Raw genomic sequence first — 16,531 nt, 5'->3', positions numbered from 1 at the left:
ACGTAGGGAGTAAGAGCCAGCGGCGCTAGTTCAGAGCACAAAGCGGCTGAGGTCAGTATCCGCCGCCATCTTGCCGATGCGCTCGTCGACATAGCCCTTGTCGATGCGGATCGTCTCGCCGGCTTTGTCGGGCGCGTCGAAGGAGATGTCTTCGACCAGCCGCTCGAGGATGGTGGCGAGCCGGCGGGCGCCGATATTCTCGACCGTCGAGTTGACCTGCACCGCCGCGTCGGCGATCGCCTCGATCGCGTCGGGGGTGAAATCGAGGGTCAGCCCCTCGGTCTTCATCAGCGCCACATATTGCTTGATCAGGCTCGCATCGGTGTCGTTGAGGATGCCGATCAGGTCCTGCCGGGTCAGCGCCTTGAGCTCGACCCGGATCGGCAGGCGGCCCTGCAGCTCGGGCAACAGGTCCGAGGGTTTTGCCACGTGGAAGGCGCCCGAGGCGATGAACAGGATGTGGTCGGTCTTCACCGGGCCGTACTTGGTCGAAACCGTGGTGCCTTCGATCAGCGGCAGCAGGTCGCGCTGCACGCCTTCGCGGGAAACCCCGCCGCCATAACCGCCTTCGCGGTTCACGATCTTGTCGATCTCATCGATGAAGGCGATGCCGTGGTTCTCGACCAGATCCACCGCTTCCTTGTTCAGCTGATCCTGGTCGAGCAGCTTGTCGGCTTCCTCGGCGAGCAGCGGCTGATGCGCGTCCTTGACCTTGACCTTGCGCTTGACGCCGCGGCCGCCAAAGGCCTTGCCCAGCATGTCCTGGATGTTGATCACGCCGATATTGGCGCCCGGCATGCCGGGGATGTCGAAGCCGCCGGAATTGCCGGTCGGCTGCATCTCGATCTCGATTTCCTTGTCGTCGAGCTCGTTGGTGCGAAGCTTCTGCCGGAAGCTCTCGCGGGTCGAGGGCGAGGCAGATGAGCCGACCAGCGCGTCGAGCACCCGCTCTTCGGCATTGTGATGCGCCTGCGCCTGCACTTCGGCGCGCTTCTTGTCGCGCAAGAGCGAAATACCGGCCTCGACCAGGTCGCGGATGATCTGCTCGACGTCGCGCCCGACATAGCCGACTTCGGTGAACTTGGTGGCCTCGACCTTGATGAACGGCGCCTGGGCGAGCTTGGCCAGCCGCCGGCTGATCTCGGTCTTGCCGACGCCGGTGGGCCCGATCATCAGGATGTTCTTCGGCGTCACCTCGGCGCGCAGGTCATCCGGGAGCTGCTGCCGGCGCCAGCGGTTGCGCAGCGCTACGGCCACGGCGCGCTTGGCGTCATGCTGGCCGACAATGTAGCGATCGAGCTCGGAGACGATCTCGCGCGGGGAGAAATTGCTGTCACTCATAATCCGTCACTTTCCGCTGCCCTCATCGAGGCGCAGCACCATGAGATAGTCATCGTAGAAGACGCCATCGACCTTGAGGCCGCGGGGGTCTTCGCCATACGTCACAAAGCCGTGCCGCTCGTAGAGCCGGCGGGCTGTGGGGTTGTCCTGCGTCACTGCCAGGTGCAGCTGCAGGACGTGATTACGCGCCTCGGCGATCACCGCCGCGATCAGCAGGTCGGCGCCGCCGCGGCCACGTGAGCCGGGGCTGACATAGACCCCGACCAGGTGCCCGCGATGCGCCGATTTCAGCATCGCCTCGCGGTAGAAGCCGGCCGTGCCGACCAGCGCCTCGGCGTCGAACAGGCCGAACACGAACCCCTTGTCGAGCCGATCGACCCAGGCCTCAGCCGGCTTATCGATCTCCTCGGCGAGGCTCGAGCCGAACGAGGCAGGCGAGTTTTGCAGCCCCTCGATCCGCAGTGCCCGGTAGGCTTCGGCATCGGCTGCTGCGAGCCGGCGAGTGATCCAGCTCACGCGAAATCTCCGTCGGCGTTCCGTGCCAGCATCAGGGCCGGGCCATATTCCGAGTGCCGCGTATCGAAGCGCTCGAACCCGGCTTTCTCATAGGCGCGGATCGCCGCCGCGTTGGCCGGGTCGGGATCGATGATCACGCGGATGGCGCCTTCATCGAACAGCAGCTCGACGAACGCCTCGATCAGCCGCGGGCCGTGGCCCTTGCCGATCAGTTCGGGTGGCCCGATGAACTGGTCGATCCCCAGCGTGCCGGTTCGCTGGTCCTGGTACGGGTGCCCGTCTTCGAGATGCGGATCGTAACTCTGGATGTAGCCGATCGGCTTGCCGTTGAGTTCGACGATGAAGGGCTCGACCGAAATGCTGTCGATATGGCCTTCGATCGACTTCAGCCCCTCGGCCGGATCGTCCCACCATTGTGCCACGTGCGGCTCCGCCAGCCAGCGCCCGAGGAGCGGCAGGTCAGCTCGGGTCACCGGCCGGAAGCCGTACCGAAACTGGGCGTCAGACGGTTTCAATCGTTTCGACCGTCACGTTCTCATTGGTGTAGATGCACACCTCGGCGGCGATCTTCATCGCCTTGCGGGCGATCTCTTCGGCGTCGAGCTCGGTGTTTTCGCTCAGCGCCAGCGCCGCCGAATAGGCATAGTTGCCACCCGAGCCGATGGCGATGGTGGCGTGATCGGGGGTGAGCACGTCGCCGGTGCCGGTCAGCACCAGGGTCACGTCCTTGTCGGCGACGATCATCATTGCCTCGAGCCGGCGCAGGTACCGGTCGGTGCGCCAATCCTTGGCCAGCTCGACCGAGGCGCGCATCAGCTGGTCCGGATACTGGATCAGCTTGGCCTCGAGCCGCTCGAACAGCGTGAACGCGTCGGCGGTGGCGCCGGCAAAGCCGCCGATCACCTTGCCGTCGGCGAGGCGCCGCACCTTCTTGGCGGTATGCTTCATCACGGTGTTGCCAACCGAGACCTGTCCGTCACCGGCCACCACCACCTTGTTGCCCTTGCGGACGGCGACGATCGTCGTGCCGTGCCAGCCGGGGAACTCGTTGTCCTTCGACATCTTGGGAAAAACTCCAGAACTGCTGGTCCCTATTTAGGCACGGGGCGGGCGAATGCAAACCGGCCTAGCCGGTCGGGTAGTTTCCGCGATGTTACCGACCACCGCGCTTTCACCGCATCTTCACCGCTCCGGCGCTATCTGCTACAGCCGCCGCGCCACGAGGGACTGCCGAGATGCGCACTGCCGAGATCGCCCGCAAGACCAATGAGACCGACATCAAGGTGTCGGTGAACCTCGATGGGTCGGGCAAGCATGATATGCAAACCGGCATCGGCTTTCTCGATCACATGCTCGACCAGCTGTCGAAGCACTCGCTGATCGACATGACGGTCGTCGCCAAGGGCGACCTGCACATCGATTTCCACCATACGGCGGAAGACGTCGGCATTGCACTCGGCGAAGCGATCAAGCAGGCGCTCGGCAATAAGCGGGGCATCCGCCGCTATGCCTCCTCGGACCTGCCGATGGATGGCACGCTCACCCGTGTTGCCCTCGACGTCTCGGGTCGGCCGTTCCTCGTCTGGAAGGTCGAGTTCACCCGCGACAAGGTGGGCGAGATGGATACCGAGCTGTTCCGCGAGTGGTTCCAGGCCTTCGCCATGAATGCGGGCGTTACGCTGCACGTCGAGACTTTCTACGGCGACAACAACCATCATATCGCCGAAAGCGCCTTCAAGGCGCTGGCCCGGGCGCTGCGCGCGGCGGTGGAGATCGATCCGCGCGCGGCGGATGCGATCCCCTCGACCAAGGGCACGCTCTAGGCGTTCGGCCGGCCTTCGTCGTCCATTTCCATCCCGAGCATCGGCATCACATCCACGGCGTGGCACGGGAAGATGCTCATATGCGGGTGCCCCTCGAACATTCGCGCGGCGGCTTCCAGCGATGGCGCCCGGACCACGACAAAGGCCGTCAGCTGGTTGACCGAACCGGCGATGCCGTCATCCGTTACCTGCAGGGTTTTGCCCAGCGGGCTTCCCGCATAGACGATCGCGTCCTTGTGCTTTTCGTCCCAGGCTTCGAGGGCCGGCAGCCCGATGGCGTCCCTGGCCTGCCGCTCCGCCTCCGAGAGCGCGTTCCAGGCTTGCCACTTCGGCCCGGACTTATCGCTGTAGAACACCGCGAGATATTTGCCGTCTGCCATCCTCGCCTCCTGCAGCGTCGTCAGCACAAAAAACCAGTCGCCCGGTAGCGACTGGTTCAGGCTGCCACTACGACTTGCAGAGTGCAAGCGGTTGAGCAGGCTCAGCTGAAGTCGAACCTGGCGCCGGCGCCGATGACGACCAGGGTGAAGATGGCCATGACGACGAGCAGCCCGACGGCGAGCCAGCCGATGAAAATGCCCTGGGTCGGTGCGGAACCCATCGTTCCATCGCCATGCGGGTCGTGGGAATCATGCGTCATAAAGCTCTCCTCGAAGCCGGTTGAACCAACGGCATGGCAGGCGGCCGGATCCCTCATCTTCCAACCGTGCGGGTTTTGCTCTAAGGCGAACCCGCAACCACGCCGATCCAGCTGAGGATAACCGTGACCCTCTATTCCGTCTACGAGCGCCCGAGCGATACGCCCACTGCGGTGGCCGATCGCTTCTCCTGGTCCGCGGCCCTGCTGCCGCCGGTGCATGCGCTGGTGCACGGGCTCTGGCTGCTGCTCGGGATCTGGGTTGCCGGCACGGTCGCGATCGCTGGCTTGAGCCTCGTGATCGGTGGTGAGGCGGCGTTCTGGCTCTATGTGCTGTTCGCCACACTGATCGGCTTCGAGGCCGGGACCTTCCGCCGGGTGAAGACGGCGAAGCGCGGCGGCCGCTATCGCACCGAGATCCTCGCCGCCGATGAAGACCTGGCACTGGTCGACTACCTGAAGCGGCAGACCCGATGAGCACAGTTACCATTATCGATTACGGCTCGGGCAATCTCCGCTCGGCCGCCAAAGCCTTCGAGCGCGCTGCGCGGGAAGCCGGCACCGGCGACGACATCCTCGTCACCGACGACGTCGAAGCTGTACGCCGCGCCGATCGCATCGTCCTGCCGGGCGTCGGCGCCTTCGCCGATTGCCGCGCCGGACTCGACGCGGTGACCGGCATGGTCGAGGTGCTCGAAGAGCGGGTGATCCGGGGCGGCGTGCCGTTTCTCGGTATCTGCGTCGGCATGCAGCTGATGGCGACCGAGGGCCGCGAGAAGACCATTACCAAGGGGCTCGGCTGGATCCCCGGCGCGGTGGTGCGGCTCGAGCCGAAAGGCGGGCTCAAGGTGCCGCACATGGGCTGGAACACGCTGACGATCCGGCAGGCCCACCCGCTGCTGGCCGGCATCCCCGACGGGCCCAATGGGCTGCACGCCTATTTCGTCCATTCCTATCACCTGGCGGTGGCCCGTCCGGAGACCCTGGTCGCCAGCGCTGACTACGGCCAGGAGGTCACCGCCGTCGTCGGCCGCGACAATCTGCTGGGCACCCAGTTCCACCCGGAAAAGAGCCAGACGCTGGGTCTGACCCTGATCCGCAACTTTTTGGGGTGGAAGCCATGAGCTCCGAGTTTGTGGCCACCCCCCTCCCAACCTCCCCCGCAAGGGGGGAGGTGCCTGCCGGTGCGCTAGGCAAGATCGCGCCACAGCCTCGCCTCTTCACCTCCCCCCTTGTGGGGGAGGCCCGGAGGGGGGTGGCCAAGCGCGTGGAGTTCTCCGCATGATCCTGTTCCCCGCCATCGACCTCAAGGATGGCCAGTGCGTCCGCCTGAAGCTGGGCGACATGCAGCAGGCGACGGTGTTCAACGACAATCCGGCCGCTCAGGCCAAGTCGTTCGAGGACCAGGGGTTCGAGTACCTGCACGTCGTCGATCTCAACGGCGCCTTCGCCGGCCGCAGCGTCAATGGCGATGCTGTCCAAGCCATCCTCGATGCGGTGCGCTTTCCGGTGCAGCTGGGCGGCGGCATTCGCAGCATCGCTCATATCGAGGAGTGGCTGGGCCGTGGCCTCGCCCGGGTCATCCTCGGCACCATCGCGGTGCGTGATCCGGCGCTGGTGCGCGAAGCGGCGCGGCTGTTCCCGGGTCGGGTGGCGGTCGGCATCGATGCACGCGGCGGCAAGGTGGCGGTGGAGGGCTGGGCGGAGACCTCCGAGCTCACCGCGATCGAGTTGGGCCAGCGTTTCGAGGGAGCAGGGGTGGCGGCGATCATCTACACCGACATCGATCGCGACGGCGTGCTGAAGGGCATCAACTGGCCCTCGACGCTCGAGCTGGCAGAAGCCGTGTCGATCCCGGTGATCGCCTCGGGCGGGCTCGCCTCGATGGACGACATCCGCACCATGACCGAGCCGCGCTATCAGCTGCTCGAAGGCGCCATCTCCGGCCGCGCGCTGTATGACGGGCGCATTGATTCACGTGAAGCAATAGCCCTGCTGAAGCAACGAGCTGCCCAATGGCTGAACTGAGGAACAAGCCGGTCCTGGTCGGGCGCGTCCGCCTCTGGTGGTACCCCTTGGCGCTGGTGCCGATCGTCGCGCTGTTTTATGCCGGCTTCACCGGCATCCTGCCCACCCTGTTCGGCCTCGCCGGACTTTTCGCCTTCATTTTCTGGGTGTTCTCCTTCGGTTTCGCCATCTATGCGAGGGTGAAGCGCCCACCCTCGGAACCGCGCCAATGAGCCTGAAAACCCGCATCATCCCCTGCCTCGACGTGAAAGACGGCCGCGTCGTCAAAGGCGTGCAGTTCGTTGACCTGATCGATGCCGGCGATCCCGTCGAAGCTGCCATCGCCTACAATGCCGCCGGCGCTGACGAGCTGACCTTCCTCGACATCACCGCCAGCCACGAGAACCGCGACACCATTTTCGACGTGGTGGCGCGCACCGCCGAGCATTGCTTCATGCCGGTGACGGTGGGCGGCGGCATCCGGAAGCTCGAGGATATCCGAAAGCTGCTGCTCGCCGGCGCCGACAAGGTGTCGATCAACTCGGCCGCGGTGAACGATCCGGATTTCATTGCTCGCGCCGCCGACAAGTTCGGCGACCAGTGCATCGTTGTTTCGGTAGATGCGCGGCGGCGACAGATCCAGGCGCCAGGGCAGCAGAACATGGACGAGTGGGAAATCTACACCCATGGCGGCCGCAACCCGACCGGGCTCGACGCGGTGGAGTTCGCCGCGAAGATGGTCGAACGGGGCGCCGGCGAGCTGCTGGTCACTTCGATGGACCGCGACGGCACCAAGTCGGGCTTCGATCTGAAGCTCACCCGCGCCGTTGCCGATGCGGTGCATGTGCCGGTGGTCGCCTCGGGCGGCGTCGGCTCGCTCGACGACCTGGTCGACGGGGTGAAGGAGGGGCACGCTTCGGCGGTGCTCGCCGCCTCGATCTTCCACTTCGGCACCTACACGGTGGGCGAGGCCAAGGACTACATGGAGCGTCACGGCATTCCGATGCGGCGCGATACCAATGCGGGAGAGATTTGATGAGCTTCAGCCTCGAAGACCTGGATAAGCGCATCGCTGCCCGCGCCGGCGCTTCGCCCGATGAGAGCTATACCGCCAAGCTGCTGGCCGGTGGGGTCGAGCGCTGCGCCAAGAAATTCGGCGAGGAAGCCGCCGAGATCATCATCGCTTCGGTGACTAAGGACAAGAAGGGCACCGAAGGCGAAGCCTCCGACGTGATCTATCACCTCCTGGTGCTGCTCCGCGCCGCCGGCGTGCCGCTGAGCGATGTGATGGCGCAGCTCGAGCGCCGCACCGCGCAATCGGGCCTCGAAGAAAAGGCGTCGCGCGGGAAGGCCCAGGGCTGATGGGGACCAAGAAGCTCAAGCTCGCGCCCTACCACTATTTCAGCAAGGCAGAGTGGAGCGGCTTGCGCGCCGACGAGCCGATGACGCTCGATGCCGATGACGTCAAGCGGCTGCGCGCCCTCACCGACCCGATCTCGTTCACCGAGGCGGAGGAGATCTACCTGCCGCTGAGCCGGTTGATCTCGCTCTATGTCGAGGCGACGCAGCAGCTGCATCGCGCCTCGACCAAGTTCCTCGGCGCCGATGGCCGGAAGGTGCCCTACATCATCGGCGTCGCCGGTTCGGTCGCGGTGGGGAAATCCACCACCTCGCGTATTCTGAAGGCGTTGCTCAGCCGCTGGCCGAGCTCGCCCAAGGTCGACCTCGTCACCACTGACGGTTTCCTGTTCTCGAACAAGCGGCTCGATGAGTTGCAGCTCGCCGAGCGCAAGGGGTTTCCCGAAAGCTATGATCGCGGCGCGCTGATCCGGTTCCTCTCCGACATCAAGTCGGGCAAGCCCGATGTGAAGGTGCCGGTCTACTCGCACCTCGTTTACGACGTCATCGACGGCGAGTTCATCACCATCGACCGGCCGGACATCCTGATCGTCGAGGGGCTCAACATCCTGCAGCCGGGCGAACTGCCGAAATCCGGCAAGCCGATCCTCTTCGCCTCCGACTTCCTCGATTTCTCGATCTTCATCGACGCCGACGAGAACGACCTGACCACCTGGTTCATGGAACGCTTCCGCCGCCTGCGCGAAACCGCCTTCGCCGACCCCAAGAGCTTCTTTCACCGCTTCACCAAGATGAGCTCCGAAGAAGCCGAGGCCTTCGGCATGTGGGCCTGGAAAGAGATCAACCTCCCGAACCTGCGCGACAACATCCAGCCAACCCGCAGCCGCGCCGACCTGGTGCTGACCAAGGGCCCAAGCCACGCGATCGAGCGCGTGGCGCTGCGGAAGGTTTAGGACTGGGTCTGTCGGCGATCGCCTTCTCCTCTTGTGGGAGAAGGTGCCCGAAGGGCGGATGAGGGGTGTCTCTCCGCGCACCCGGTCGCTCGTCGCTCCGCTCCGATCGCGCAACCTTTGGTTGCGGGACCCCTCATCCGGCCTGTCGGCCACCTTCTCCCACAAGGGGAGAAGGCACCGACTAATGGGGCGGTGCCCAGCTAAATCGCGATGCTCTTCTCAGCCGCCAGCGCCCTGAGGTCCGCCACCGGCCGTGCGCCGATATGTGAGATCACTTCGCTGGCGGCAAGGCACCCGGCCTGCAGCGCGGTGCGGAAGTCGCGTTCCCGTGCGATCGCCAGCAGGAACCCCGAAGCGAACAGGTCGCCGGCGCCGGTGACGTCGACCACTTCTTTCACCGCGTAGGCGGGGACGGTGATGATCTCGCCCTCGTGCACCACCATGGCGCCGTCGGCGCCCATGGTAATCGCCGCCAGTTCCGCATCCTTGGCGATCGCCTGCACCGCGCCGTGCAGGTCCGTCTGGTACAGCGATTTCAGCTCTTCGACATTGCCGAACACGATATCCATGGTCTTGGAGCGGATCAGGTCGAGGAACTCGTCGCGGTAGCGGTTGACACAGAACGGATCGCTCAGCGTGAACGAGGCGGCGCGCTCGTGCTTATGGGCGTAATGCGCCGCCATCACGAAGGCTTTCTTGGCTTCGGTCGGATCCCACAGAAACCCTTCCATATAGGTGACGGTGGCGCCGCCGATCTCGTCTTCCTTGATATCGGCGGTGGTCAGCTGGTGGCAGGCGCCCAGATAGGTGTTCATCGTCCGCTCGCCGTCCGACGAGAGCAGGATCATCGAGCGGGCGGTGGCTGGGCCATCGCTCAGCCGCGAGACGCCGTAATGCACGCCGATGCGCTTGAGGTCGTCGGCGAACACGTCGCCCAGTTCATCGTCCGCCACCTTGCCGACGAACGATGCCTTACCGCCGAGCGAGGCGACGCCGGCCGCGGTGTTGGCCGAGCTGCCGCCGGAGATCTGGCGCTTCTCGGCCGGCATGCGCTCATAAAGGTAGGCCGAGCGCTCGGCATCGACCAGATGCATAATGCCTTCCGACAGCCCCTCGCGTTCGAGGAAGCCGGGATCGATGGGAGCTATGACGTCGACGATGGCATTGCCGATGGTGAGAACGTCAAACCGGGCCTCGGCCATCAGCGATCCTTCAATGAAAACGGGGTAATTGAGCCGCGCCGGAAATAGAGGAGATTGCGCCCGCGCGCAACGCCAACCTCAGGCGGAGTGCGGCTTGCCGAAGCGTTGCGCATGCCGGCGGGTCAGCGCCCGCACCAGCGGCCCGGCATTGGCGGCGGAAACCCCGAGCAACTGCTCGTCGAGCAGCAGCAGGGAGAGGCCATGGACGAACGCCCAGGCACTGATCGCTGCCTCGCCCGGCGCCTCGGGATCCTCCTTGGCCGCCGCGACCGCGAGGCTGGCGTAAGCGGCATCGGCGGCGCGGCGCAGGTCCTTGTCCTCGAACTTGCCAAGCTCCGACGAGAACATCAGCTTGTAGAGCCGCGGGTAGCGTAGCGCGAACTGCACATAGGCCTCGGCCATGGCGCCGAACTGCTCGTCGGCCGCGACACCGGCCTTGGCCGCCTCGACCGCCTCGAGGAAGAGTGCAAACCCGGCCGCCGCCACGGCCTGGATCAGTGCCTGCTTGTCGCGGAAATGCCGGTATGGCGCCGCTGAGGAGACCCCGACCCGCCGCGCCAGCTCCCGCATCCCCAGCGCCTCGGTACCGCCTTCGAGCAGCAGTTCCAGCGCCGCTTCGACCAGCGCACGACGCAGGTCGCCATGGTGGTAACGGTCGGTTGGTTCAGATGTTGACATTGCTCACATGGAAGATTATCTCGATGCGAACAGTGTTAACATGCTGCCTCGCACCGGTCGAGGCGCGACCAAGCGAGATCAGAAAAAGTTGCGAGACTTTTCCGGTTCGATCTCGCGGCCAAACAAGTCCGAACTGGGAGCGACATGATGACCGACCTGATCCTCGCCATTGCCCACCACCTCGCGGTGTTCACCCTGGTGGCAATCTTCGCCGCCGAGTTCGCCTTGCTGCGTCCAGGGATCGAGGGCAAACGCCTCGGCCAGCTCGCTTCGCTCGATCGCGCCTATGGTGCCACGGCCATGCTGGTCATCGTCGTCGGCACCGTCAGGGTGATCTTCGGCGCGGCCGGCTGGGAATACTATGTCGGCAACTGGGTGTTCTGGGCCAAGATGATCGCCTTCCTCGGCGTCGGCCTCGCCTCGATCGCACCGACGGTGTCGATCCTGCGCTGGCTGAAGGCCGCCAGGGCCGATACCGGCTTCACGCCAGCGGCAGCCGAGGTCGCGGCCGCGCGCCGCTTCCTCTATCTGCAGGCCGCGTTACTGGTATTCATCCCGAGCTTTGCCGCCGCCATGGCGCGGGGCTACGGGGTCTAGCTCCCCTTCGGTGCCGGCGTCTTCGGTTCGAACCGGCACCACTCGGAAATGATGCAGCGCCAGCAATCGGGCTTGCGCGCCTTGCAGATGTAGCGGCCGTGCAGGATCAGCCAGTGGTGCGCGTGCAGCAGGTACTGGTCCGGGACGATCTTCAGGAGCCCCTGCTCGACCTTGAGCGGGTTGTCGCCCGGCGCCAGCCCGGTGCGGTTGGCGACGCGGAACAGATGGGTATCCACCGCGATGGTCGGCTGCTTGAACGCGATGTTGAGCACCACGTTGGCGGTTTTCCGCCCGACGCCCGGCAGTGTCTCCAGTGCCTCGCGGCTCTCGGGTACCTTCGAATCGAACCTTTCGATCAGCTGCTGGCTCAGCGCAAAGACGTTCTTGGCCTTGTTGCGGAACAGCCCGATGGTCTTGATCTTGTCCTCGATCTCGGCCGGCCCCAGCGCGACCATCTTCTTCGGCGTATCCGCCAGCTGGAACAACAGCTTGGTTGCCTTGTTGACCCCGGCGTCGGTCGCCTGGGCCGAAAGCACCACCGCGACCAGCAGGGTGAAGGGGTTCACGTAGTCGAGTTCGCCCTTCGGTTCGGGCTCGGCTGCCGCAAAAGCGCCGAAAATGGCTTCGACATCTGCGTCCGGCAGTCGCTTCACTTTTTGCTGCGCCATTTCCGTCATCCTGATTCTGAGCCTATAGTGATGCCCAAGATGACGACCCAAACGCAAGCGAGGCCGCTGTTCGCGGCAAAGCTGACGCCCCATCGATCGCTGGGACGCAAGGGTTTTCGCGTTGTCATCGTCCTGGTGGCAGTGCTCGCCACCATTCCCGGCATCATTTTCTTCTCGATGGGCGCCTGGCCGATCGTCGGTTTTCTCGGCCTCGATATCGCGCTGATCTGGTGGGCAATGCGCTCGAGCCAGCGCGACGGCAAGCGCTACGAGGAAGTGACGTTGTGGCCGGACCAGCTTGAAATCAAGCAGGTCGATGGCACCGGCAAGGAAACCCTGAGCCGCTTCAACCCGTATTTCGTCAAGCTGGTGGTCGACCGTGACTACAACGAGCGGACCGTCGGGCTGCATCTGAGGACCCGTGACCGCGACATCATGCTCGGCCAGTTCCTCAACCAGGACGAAAAGTCGAGTTTTGCAAAAGCCTTTGGCACTGCGCTGAAGCGGGCGCGGGTTTGACCGTCTGACCAGTCTAGCCCGCAGTGGGGTGACGCTGGGTCGGTGAACCGAGGCTCTGCAAGTCCCCCAAACTCGATGTCATCCCCGCGAAAGCGGTCGCGGGAATGACCCGGTGGGTGGGGCACCACCCTGCGTATGGGTCCGCGCCGGGATGACATCGAGTGTGTTGAACGTGCGGGTGGTAACCGCCCATCTCCCGTCAAAACCGGGTCGCAACGGCGCCTCGGCGCGCCTATGTTCCGCCTCATGAGCAAGCACGAAACCATCATCGCCAACTCGGATTACGAGACCGTCCAGGCCGCCATCGCTTACCTGAGCGAGACGCTGCCCGACGAAACCGATCTGCCGCGTTTTGCCCGTGCCATCGGGCTGACCGAGCGGCAGCTCACCGACCTGTTCCGCCGCTGGTGCGGGCTGAGCCCGAAAAGCTTCGCCCAGGCCGTGGCGCTCAATCACGCCAAGAAACTCCTCGCCGACCAGCAGAGTGTCCTCGACACCACCTATGAGGTCGGCCTCTCCTCCACCTCGCGGCTGCATGACCTGTTCGTCACCCACGAAGCCATGCCGCCCGGCGCCTTCCGGGCCCGCGGCGAGGGCCTCGAAATGATCTGGGGCGCCGCCCCGTCGCCGTTCGGCACCGCGGTGCTGACCATGACCGAATATGGGCTCAGCGGCATCGGCTTCGCCGATGAGAACATGTCGGTCGAGGAAGCCTTCGAGGATCTGGCCAACCGCTGGCCCAATGCCAGCTATCGTCGCGACGACAAAGCCGTAGCGCCGGTTGCCGCCCGGGTGTTCGACCCCAACCGCTGGGACCCCGAGCAACCGGTGCGCGTCGTCCTGATCGGCACCGATTTCGAGGTGCAGGTCTGGGAGACACTGCTGAAGATCCCGGTCGGCAAAGCCACCACCTACCAGAAGGTCGCCAACCATATCGGCCGCCCCACCGCGGCCCGCGCCGTCGGCGGCGCTGTAGGCAAGAACCCGATCAGCTTCGTCGTGCCGTGCCACCGTGTGGTGGGCACCAGCGGCGCGCTGACCGGCTACCACTGGGGCGTGCCGCGGAAGCGGGCGATCCTGGGTTGGGAAAGCGGAGTAGTGGGGGCCTAGGGCTGACTGAAGCAGACGGCCCCCTCCCTTGCCATTCGAGCGTAGCTCTCATGGCCTTCTCTCCTCAAATCGCTCCACTGGAGCGATTTGCCCTGCGGGACGGCTCGAAGTCCCCCATAAAGGGAGGTGAAGAGTCGAGGCTGTTGCTCGATTGTGCCCCACACACCGGCGGGGCACCTCCCCCTTTATGGGGGAGGATGGGAGGGGGCCGTCTCTATCGGCTTTCGCAGCCTAGATCGCCACCTTCTCAGCCAGTTTTCCGTCCGCGCCGATCTTGTAGATCACCGGCTCGCCGGTCGCCAGTTCGCGCTTCAGGATCTGCTCCGGTGTCAGGTTCTCGATCGCCATGACGATCGAACGCAGTGAGTTGCCGTGCGCGGCGACCAAAACGGTTTTGTCGGCCTTCAACAGCGGCACGATCTCGGCGTCGTAATAGGGCAGGGTGCGGGCCGCGGTGTCCTTGAGGCTCTCGCCGCCCGGCGGTGGCACGTCGAACGAGCGGCGCCAGATCAGCACCTGCTCCTCGCCCCACTTGGCCCGCGCGTCATCCTTGTTGAGCCCGCTGAGATCGCCATAGTCGCGCTCATTCAAGAGCTTCGAGCGGGTAATCGTCACCTCGGTGATCTCGAGCTCTTCGAGGATCAGGTCGAGCGTGTGCTGGGCCCGGCGCAGCGCCGAGGTGAAGTAGACGTCGGGCACGTAGCCGGCCGCCTTCAGCTGCTTTCCGGTGTGGCGCGCCTCGCCGATGCCTTGCTCGGTGAGGTCGGGGTTGCGCCAGCCGGTGAACAGGTTCTTGAGGTTCCAGTCGCTCTGGCCGTGGCGAACGAGGATCAGCGTTCCGGTCATCGAAAAATCCCTGTCAGTTGAAGCCGAGCACGTCGGCCATGGAATAGAGGCCGGGCCGCTGATCGCGCACCCAGAGGGCGGCGCGCACCGCGCCATCGGCGAACAGCGCCCGGTTGTCGGCGATGTGGTTGAGCTCGATCCGCTCGGAGGGGCCGGCAAGGATCACCTTGTGCTCGCCGATGACATTGCCGCCGCGCAGCGCGGCAAAACCGATGCTGCCCGCTTCGCGCGGCCCGGTGTGGCCGTCGCGGACGCGAACCGAGTGGGTCTTCAAGTCGAGATTGCGGCCACGGGCGGCGGCTTCGCCCAACATCAGGGCGGTGCCGGAGGGGGCATCGACCTTCTTGTTGTGGTGCATCTCGAGGATCTCGACATCGAAGCCCGGCAGCGCGGCGGCCGCCTGCTTCACGAGGCCCAGCAGCAGGTTCACGCCGAGCGAGAAATTGCCCGCCTTGACGATCCGCGCGCCGGCAGCCGCCTCGCGGATCGCTGCGTCATCGGCCTCGCTGCACCCGGTGGTGCCGATGATGTGGACCAGCCCGCGCTTTGCGGCCTCCTGCGCCAGCGCCACCGAATTGGCGGGCGCGGTGAAATCGAGGATCGCCTCGGCGGCGTCGAGGGCCGCCGCAACGTCGTCGGTGATCGAAACACCGAGTGGCTCGAGGCCCACCAGCTCGCCGGCATCCTTGCCGAGCGCCGGCGCCCCGGCGCGATCGAATGCCGAAACCACCCTGATGCCCGCTGTCGCGGCAATGGCGCGGATGTTCGCCGCGCCCATCTTGCCGCCTGCGCCGGCGATGGCGACCTTGAGGTCAGACATGCTTGCTCCTAGAGAACCCGTGCGACGCCTATAGCCCAGCCGGCGCGGTCATGCCAGCCGGGTGCCGCCGGCCATCTCGGCGAGGATCGCCTGCGCCGCGCCCACCGGATCTGCCGCCGCGGTGATCGGCCGGCCGACCACCAGGTGGCTGGCGCCGGCGGCCAGCGCTTCGGCCGGGCCGGTCACCCGCTTCTGGTCACCATGTGCGCTGCCGGCCGGTCGGATCCCCGGGGTGACGATGGCAAGCTCGGGCCCGACGATGGCGCGCACCATCTGCGCCTCGTTGGGCGAGCAGACGATGCCGCCGATCCCTGCCTCCTTGGCTTGCTCGGCGCGCAGCGCCACCAGCCCGGCCGCGTCGCGGGCATAGCCGGCATCGGTCAGGTCGGCATCGTCCATCGAGGTCAGCACGGTGACGCCGAGCACGGTGAGCCTGGAGCCCTCGGCGGCTTTCGCTGCGGCCCGCATCGTCTTGGGATAGGCATGCACCGTGACCATGGTGGCGCCGGTCCTGGCGATCGCTGCGACACCCTTTTCGACGGTGTTGTCGATATCGAGCATTTTGAGATCGAAGAACACCCGCTTGCCAGCCTTGAGCAGCGCCTTGCCGAGGTTGAGCCCATCGCCGCCATAGAACAGCTGGTAGCCGATCTTGTAGAAGTCGACCGCATCGCCCAGTTGCGCGATCAAGCGTTCCGCCTCGTCTCGCGCATCGAGATCGAGTGCGACGATCAGGGTGCCTGCCATCAGATGTCTCCGGATTTTCCGGTCAGTGCCATAGCCAAACGAATCGGGCAAGCAGAAATGCCCGCTTGCGCGCGATGCTATGACGCCATAGCGTCCGCGCAACACGATGGAATCATTAGATCAATCATGCAGCAGCAGGCGCTTTCCGCCATTGTCGCCTGGATGCGGCTCGAGCGTGCCACCGAGGCCTTCCACAACGACCTGAAGAAGCGCTTCGGCATTACCGGTTTGCAGCTTGCTGTGCTGCGCATCTGCGCCGAACGCCCGCAGCTGCCGCTCGCCGCCTTGCGCAAGGCCCTGGTGATGCACCCGGCAACGCTCGGCCAATCGATCGACGAACTGCGCCGCATGGACCTGGTGACGGTGAAGACCGACCCGCGCGATCGCCGCGCCCGACTGGTCGGGCTGACCGAGGCCGGGACAGCGCTGCTGGCCAACGCACCGCTTGCCGGCCCGACCCGGTTGCGCGAGATCGACCATGAGGTGGCGCGGCTCGACCGGCTGAAGCTGGCGCTCGAGGATGCGGTAGAGCTGTTTGGACTGGGGGAGTGGGCGCCGGGGCGGAAGGATGGGGCTTAGGCAAGATAGTCGCTTCTGTGGAGCCACTGGCGGTGCGGCGATTGCCTTCTCCCCTTGTGGTCAGCGGACGAGGGCGAAGCCCTCGCCGCGAGGTGCCCGAAGGGCGGGTGAGGGGGATCTCTCCCCGCG

Annotated in this window: 24 protein-coding genes; 12 read left to right on the top strand and 12 right to left on the bottom strand. The window is 65.4% G+C overall.

From position 1 onward, the window contains the following. Positions 1–30: 30 nt before the first annotated feature. From hslU to hslV, 4 genes are read right to left on the bottom strand one after another with little or no spacing between them, the layout of a single operon-like run. Positions 31–1,341, bottom strand: coding sequence for an ATP-dependent protease ATPase subunit HslU (gene hslU / locus VW23_RS02720; protein WP_069908058.1), 1,311 nt, complete (start codon positions 1,339–1,341; stop codon positions 31–33). Positions 1,342–1,347: 6 nt separating this feature from the next. Continuing rightward, positions 1,348–1,857 (bottom strand): GNAT family N-acetyltransferase, encoded by a 510-nt coding sequence (locus VW23_RS02715; protein WP_176730311.1) that lies wholly within the window; start codon positions 1,855–1,857, stop codon positions 1,348–1,350. Further along, positions 1,854–2,372, bottom strand: a complete 519-nt coding sequence (locus tag VW23_RS02710; protein WP_069908057.1) for a GNAT family N-acetyltransferase — start codon at positions 2,370–2,372, stop codon at positions 1,854–1,856. Before VW23_RS02710 ends, VW23_RS02715 begins: the two co-directional genes overlap by 4 nt. Continuing rightward, entirely contained in the window at positions 2,359–2,919 is a 561-nt protein-coding gene (gene hslV, locus VW23_RS02705; protein WP_055874518.1) for an ATP-dependent protease subunit HslV, read from the bottom strand. The genes VW23_RS02710 and hslV overlap by 14 nt, the downstream gene beginning before the upstream one ends. 173 nt (positions 2,920–3,092) lie before the next feature. On the opposite strand from hslV, the gene hisB reads away from it, so the two are divergent. Beyond that, entirely contained in the window at positions 3,093–3,680 is a 588-nt protein-coding gene (gene hisB, locus VW23_RS02700) for an imidazoleglycerol-phosphate dehydratase HisB (protein ID WP_069908056.1), read from the top strand. On the opposite strand, the gene VW23_RS02695 is transcribed toward hisB, so the two are convergent. Next, a complete protein-coding gene (locus VW23_RS02695) occupies positions 3,677–4,060 on the bottom strand; it encodes a YciI family protein (RefSeq protein ID WP_069908055.1) in 384 nt (127 codons plus the stop codon). The two genes, hisB and VW23_RS02695, sit on opposite strands and share 4 nt — an antisense overlap. A gap of 101 nt (positions 4,061–4,161) precedes the next feature. Continuing rightward, positions 4,162–4,320, bottom strand: coding sequence for a hypothetical protein (locus VW23_RS28815; protein ID WP_176730310.1), 159 nt, complete (start codon positions 4,318–4,320; stop codon positions 4,162–4,164). A 123-nt stretch (positions 4,321–4,443) separates the two neighbouring features. On the opposite strand from VW23_RS28815, the gene VW23_RS02690 reads away from it, so the two are divergent. The 7 genes from VW23_RS02690 to coaA all read left to right on the top strand — a co-directional run bounded on the left by VW23_RS02690 (position 4,444) and on the right by coaA (position 8,636). After that, positions 4,444–4,794, top strand: a complete 351-nt coding sequence (locus VW23_RS02690; protein ID WP_069908054.1) for a DUF2628 domain-containing protein — start codon at positions 4,444–4,446, stop codon at positions 4,792–4,794. After that, positions 4,791–5,441 carry an imidazole glycerol phosphate synthase subunit HisH gene (gene hisH, locus VW23_RS02685; protein ID WP_069908053.1) on the top strand — a complete coding sequence of 217 codons (651 nt, stop codon included), beginning with the start codon at positions 4,791–4,793 and terminating at the stop codon, positions 5,439–5,441. Before VW23_RS02690 ends, hisH begins: the two co-directional genes overlap by 4 nt. A gap of 157 nt (positions 5,442–5,598) precedes the next feature. After that, positions 5,599–6,345: a 1-(5-phosphoribosyl)-5-[(5-phosphoribosylamino)methylideneamino]imidazole-4-carboxamide isomerase gene (gene hisA / locus VW23_RS02680; RefSeq protein WP_069908052.1), complete on the top strand. Its 747-nt coding sequence runs from the start codon at positions 5,599–5,601 to the stop codon at positions 6,343–6,345. Beyond that, positions 6,333–6,557: a hypothetical protein gene (locus VW23_RS02675; RefSeq protein ID WP_069908051.1), complete on the top strand. Its 225-nt coding sequence runs from the start codon at positions 6,333–6,335 to the stop codon at positions 6,555–6,557. Before hisA ends, VW23_RS02675 begins: the two co-directional genes overlap by 13 nt. Continuing rightward, entirely contained in the window at positions 6,554–7,360 is an 807-nt protein-coding gene (hisF, locus tag VW23_RS02670) for an imidazole glycerol phosphate synthase subunit HisF (protein ID WP_069908050.1), read from the top strand. Before VW23_RS02675 ends, hisF begins: the two co-directional genes overlap by 4 nt. Beyond that, positions 7,357–7,686, top strand: a complete 330-nt coding sequence (locus VW23_RS02665) for a phosphoribosyl-ATP diphosphatase (protein WP_069908049.1) — start codon at positions 7,357–7,359, stop codon at positions 7,684–7,686. The genes hisF and VW23_RS02665 overlap by 4 nt, the downstream gene beginning before the upstream one ends. Continuing rightward, entirely contained in the window at positions 7,686–8,636 is a 951-nt protein-coding gene (gene coaA, locus VW23_RS02660; protein ID WP_069908048.1) for a type I pantothenate kinase, read from the top strand. The genes VW23_RS02665 and coaA overlap by 1 nt, the downstream gene beginning before the upstream one ends. A 200-nt stretch (positions 8,637–8,836) precedes the next feature. Here the strand turns inward: coaA and VW23_RS02655 are convergent, their stop codons facing one another. Then, on the bottom strand, positions 8,837–9,838 hold the full coding sequence (locus tag VW23_RS02655; protein WP_069908047.1) for an adenosine kinase: 1,002 nt from the start codon (positions 9,836–9,838) through the stop codon (positions 8,837–8,839). A 78-nt stretch (positions 9,839–9,916) separates the two neighbouring features. After that, the gene (locus tag VW23_RS02650) at positions 9,917–10,516 is read right to left on the bottom strand and encodes a TetR/AcrR family transcriptional regulator (protein WP_069908046.1); all 600 of its coding nucleotides are present in this window, start codon (positions 10,514–10,516) and stop codon (positions 9,917–9,919) included. A 147-nt stretch (positions 10,517–10,663) separates the two neighbouring features. Between VW23_RS02650 and VW23_RS02645 the strand changes: the two genes are divergently transcribed. Beyond that, on the top strand, positions 10,664–11,113 hold the full coding sequence (locus tag VW23_RS02645) for a DUF2214 family protein (protein WP_084645453.1): 450 nt from the start codon (positions 10,664–10,666) through the stop codon (positions 11,111–11,113). Here the strand turns inward: VW23_RS02645 and nth are convergent. Further along, positions 11,110–11,781 (bottom strand): endonuclease III, encoded by a 672-nt coding sequence (gene nth / locus VW23_RS02640; RefSeq protein WP_069908044.1) that lies wholly within the window; start codon positions 11,779–11,781, stop codon positions 11,110–11,112. The genes VW23_RS02645 and nth overlap by 4 nt on opposite strands. A 39-nt stretch (positions 11,782–11,820) precedes the next feature. On the opposite strand from nth, the gene VW23_RS02635 reads away from it, so the two are divergent. Together VW23_RS02635 and VW23_RS02630 are read left to right on the top strand one after the other, a co-directional pair. Continuing rightward, positions 11,821–12,300, top strand: coding sequence for a DUF2244 domain-containing protein (locus tag VW23_RS02635; RefSeq protein ID WP_176730309.1), 480 nt, complete (start codon positions 11,821–11,823; stop codon positions 12,298–12,300). 246 nt (positions 12,301–12,546) lie between these two features. Then, positions 12,547–13,410 (top strand): methylated-DNA--[protein]-cysteine S-methyltransferase, encoded by an 864-nt coding sequence (locus VW23_RS02630; RefSeq protein ID WP_084645455.1) that lies wholly within the window; start codon positions 12,547–12,549, stop codon positions 13,408–13,410. Between the two features lie 231 nt (positions 13,411–13,641). Here the strand turns inward: VW23_RS02630 and VW23_RS02625 are convergent, their stop codons facing one another. From VW23_RS02625 to pyrF, 3 genes are read right to left on the bottom strand one after another with little or no spacing between them, the layout of a single operon-like run. After that, positions 13,642–14,256: a 2,3-bisphosphoglycerate-dependent phosphoglycerate mutase gene (locus VW23_RS02625; protein ID WP_069908041.1), complete on the bottom strand. Its 615-nt coding sequence runs from the start codon at positions 14,254–14,256 to the stop codon at positions 13,642–13,644. Between the two features lie 13 nt (positions 14,257–14,269). Further along, a complete protein-coding gene (gene dapB, locus VW23_RS02620; protein ID WP_069908040.1) occupies positions 14,270–15,076 on the bottom strand; it encodes a 4-hydroxy-tetrahydrodipicolinate reductase in 807 nt (268 codons plus the stop codon). Between the two features lie 48 nt (positions 15,077–15,124). Continuing rightward, positions 15,125–15,823, bottom strand: a complete 699-nt coding sequence (gene pyrF, locus VW23_RS02615; RefSeq protein WP_069908039.1) for an orotidine-5'-phosphate decarboxylase — start codon at positions 15,821–15,823, stop codon at positions 15,125–15,127. Between the two features lie 126 nt (positions 15,824–15,949). Between pyrF and VW23_RS02610 the strand changes: the two genes are divergently transcribed. Further along, entirely contained in the window at positions 15,950–16,402 is a 453-nt protein-coding gene (locus tag VW23_RS02610; protein ID WP_069908038.1) for a MarR family winged helix-turn-helix transcriptional regulator, read from the top strand. Positions 16,403–16,531 lie beyond the last annotated feature (129 nt).

The sequence above is a fragment of the Devosia insulae DS-56 genome (genome assembly GCF_000970465.2).
GTDB lineage: Bacteria > Pseudomonadota > Alphaproteobacteria > Rhizobiales > Devosiaceae > Devosia_A > Devosia_A insulae.
This window is presented reverse-complemented; position numbering and strand designations above follow the sequence as displayed.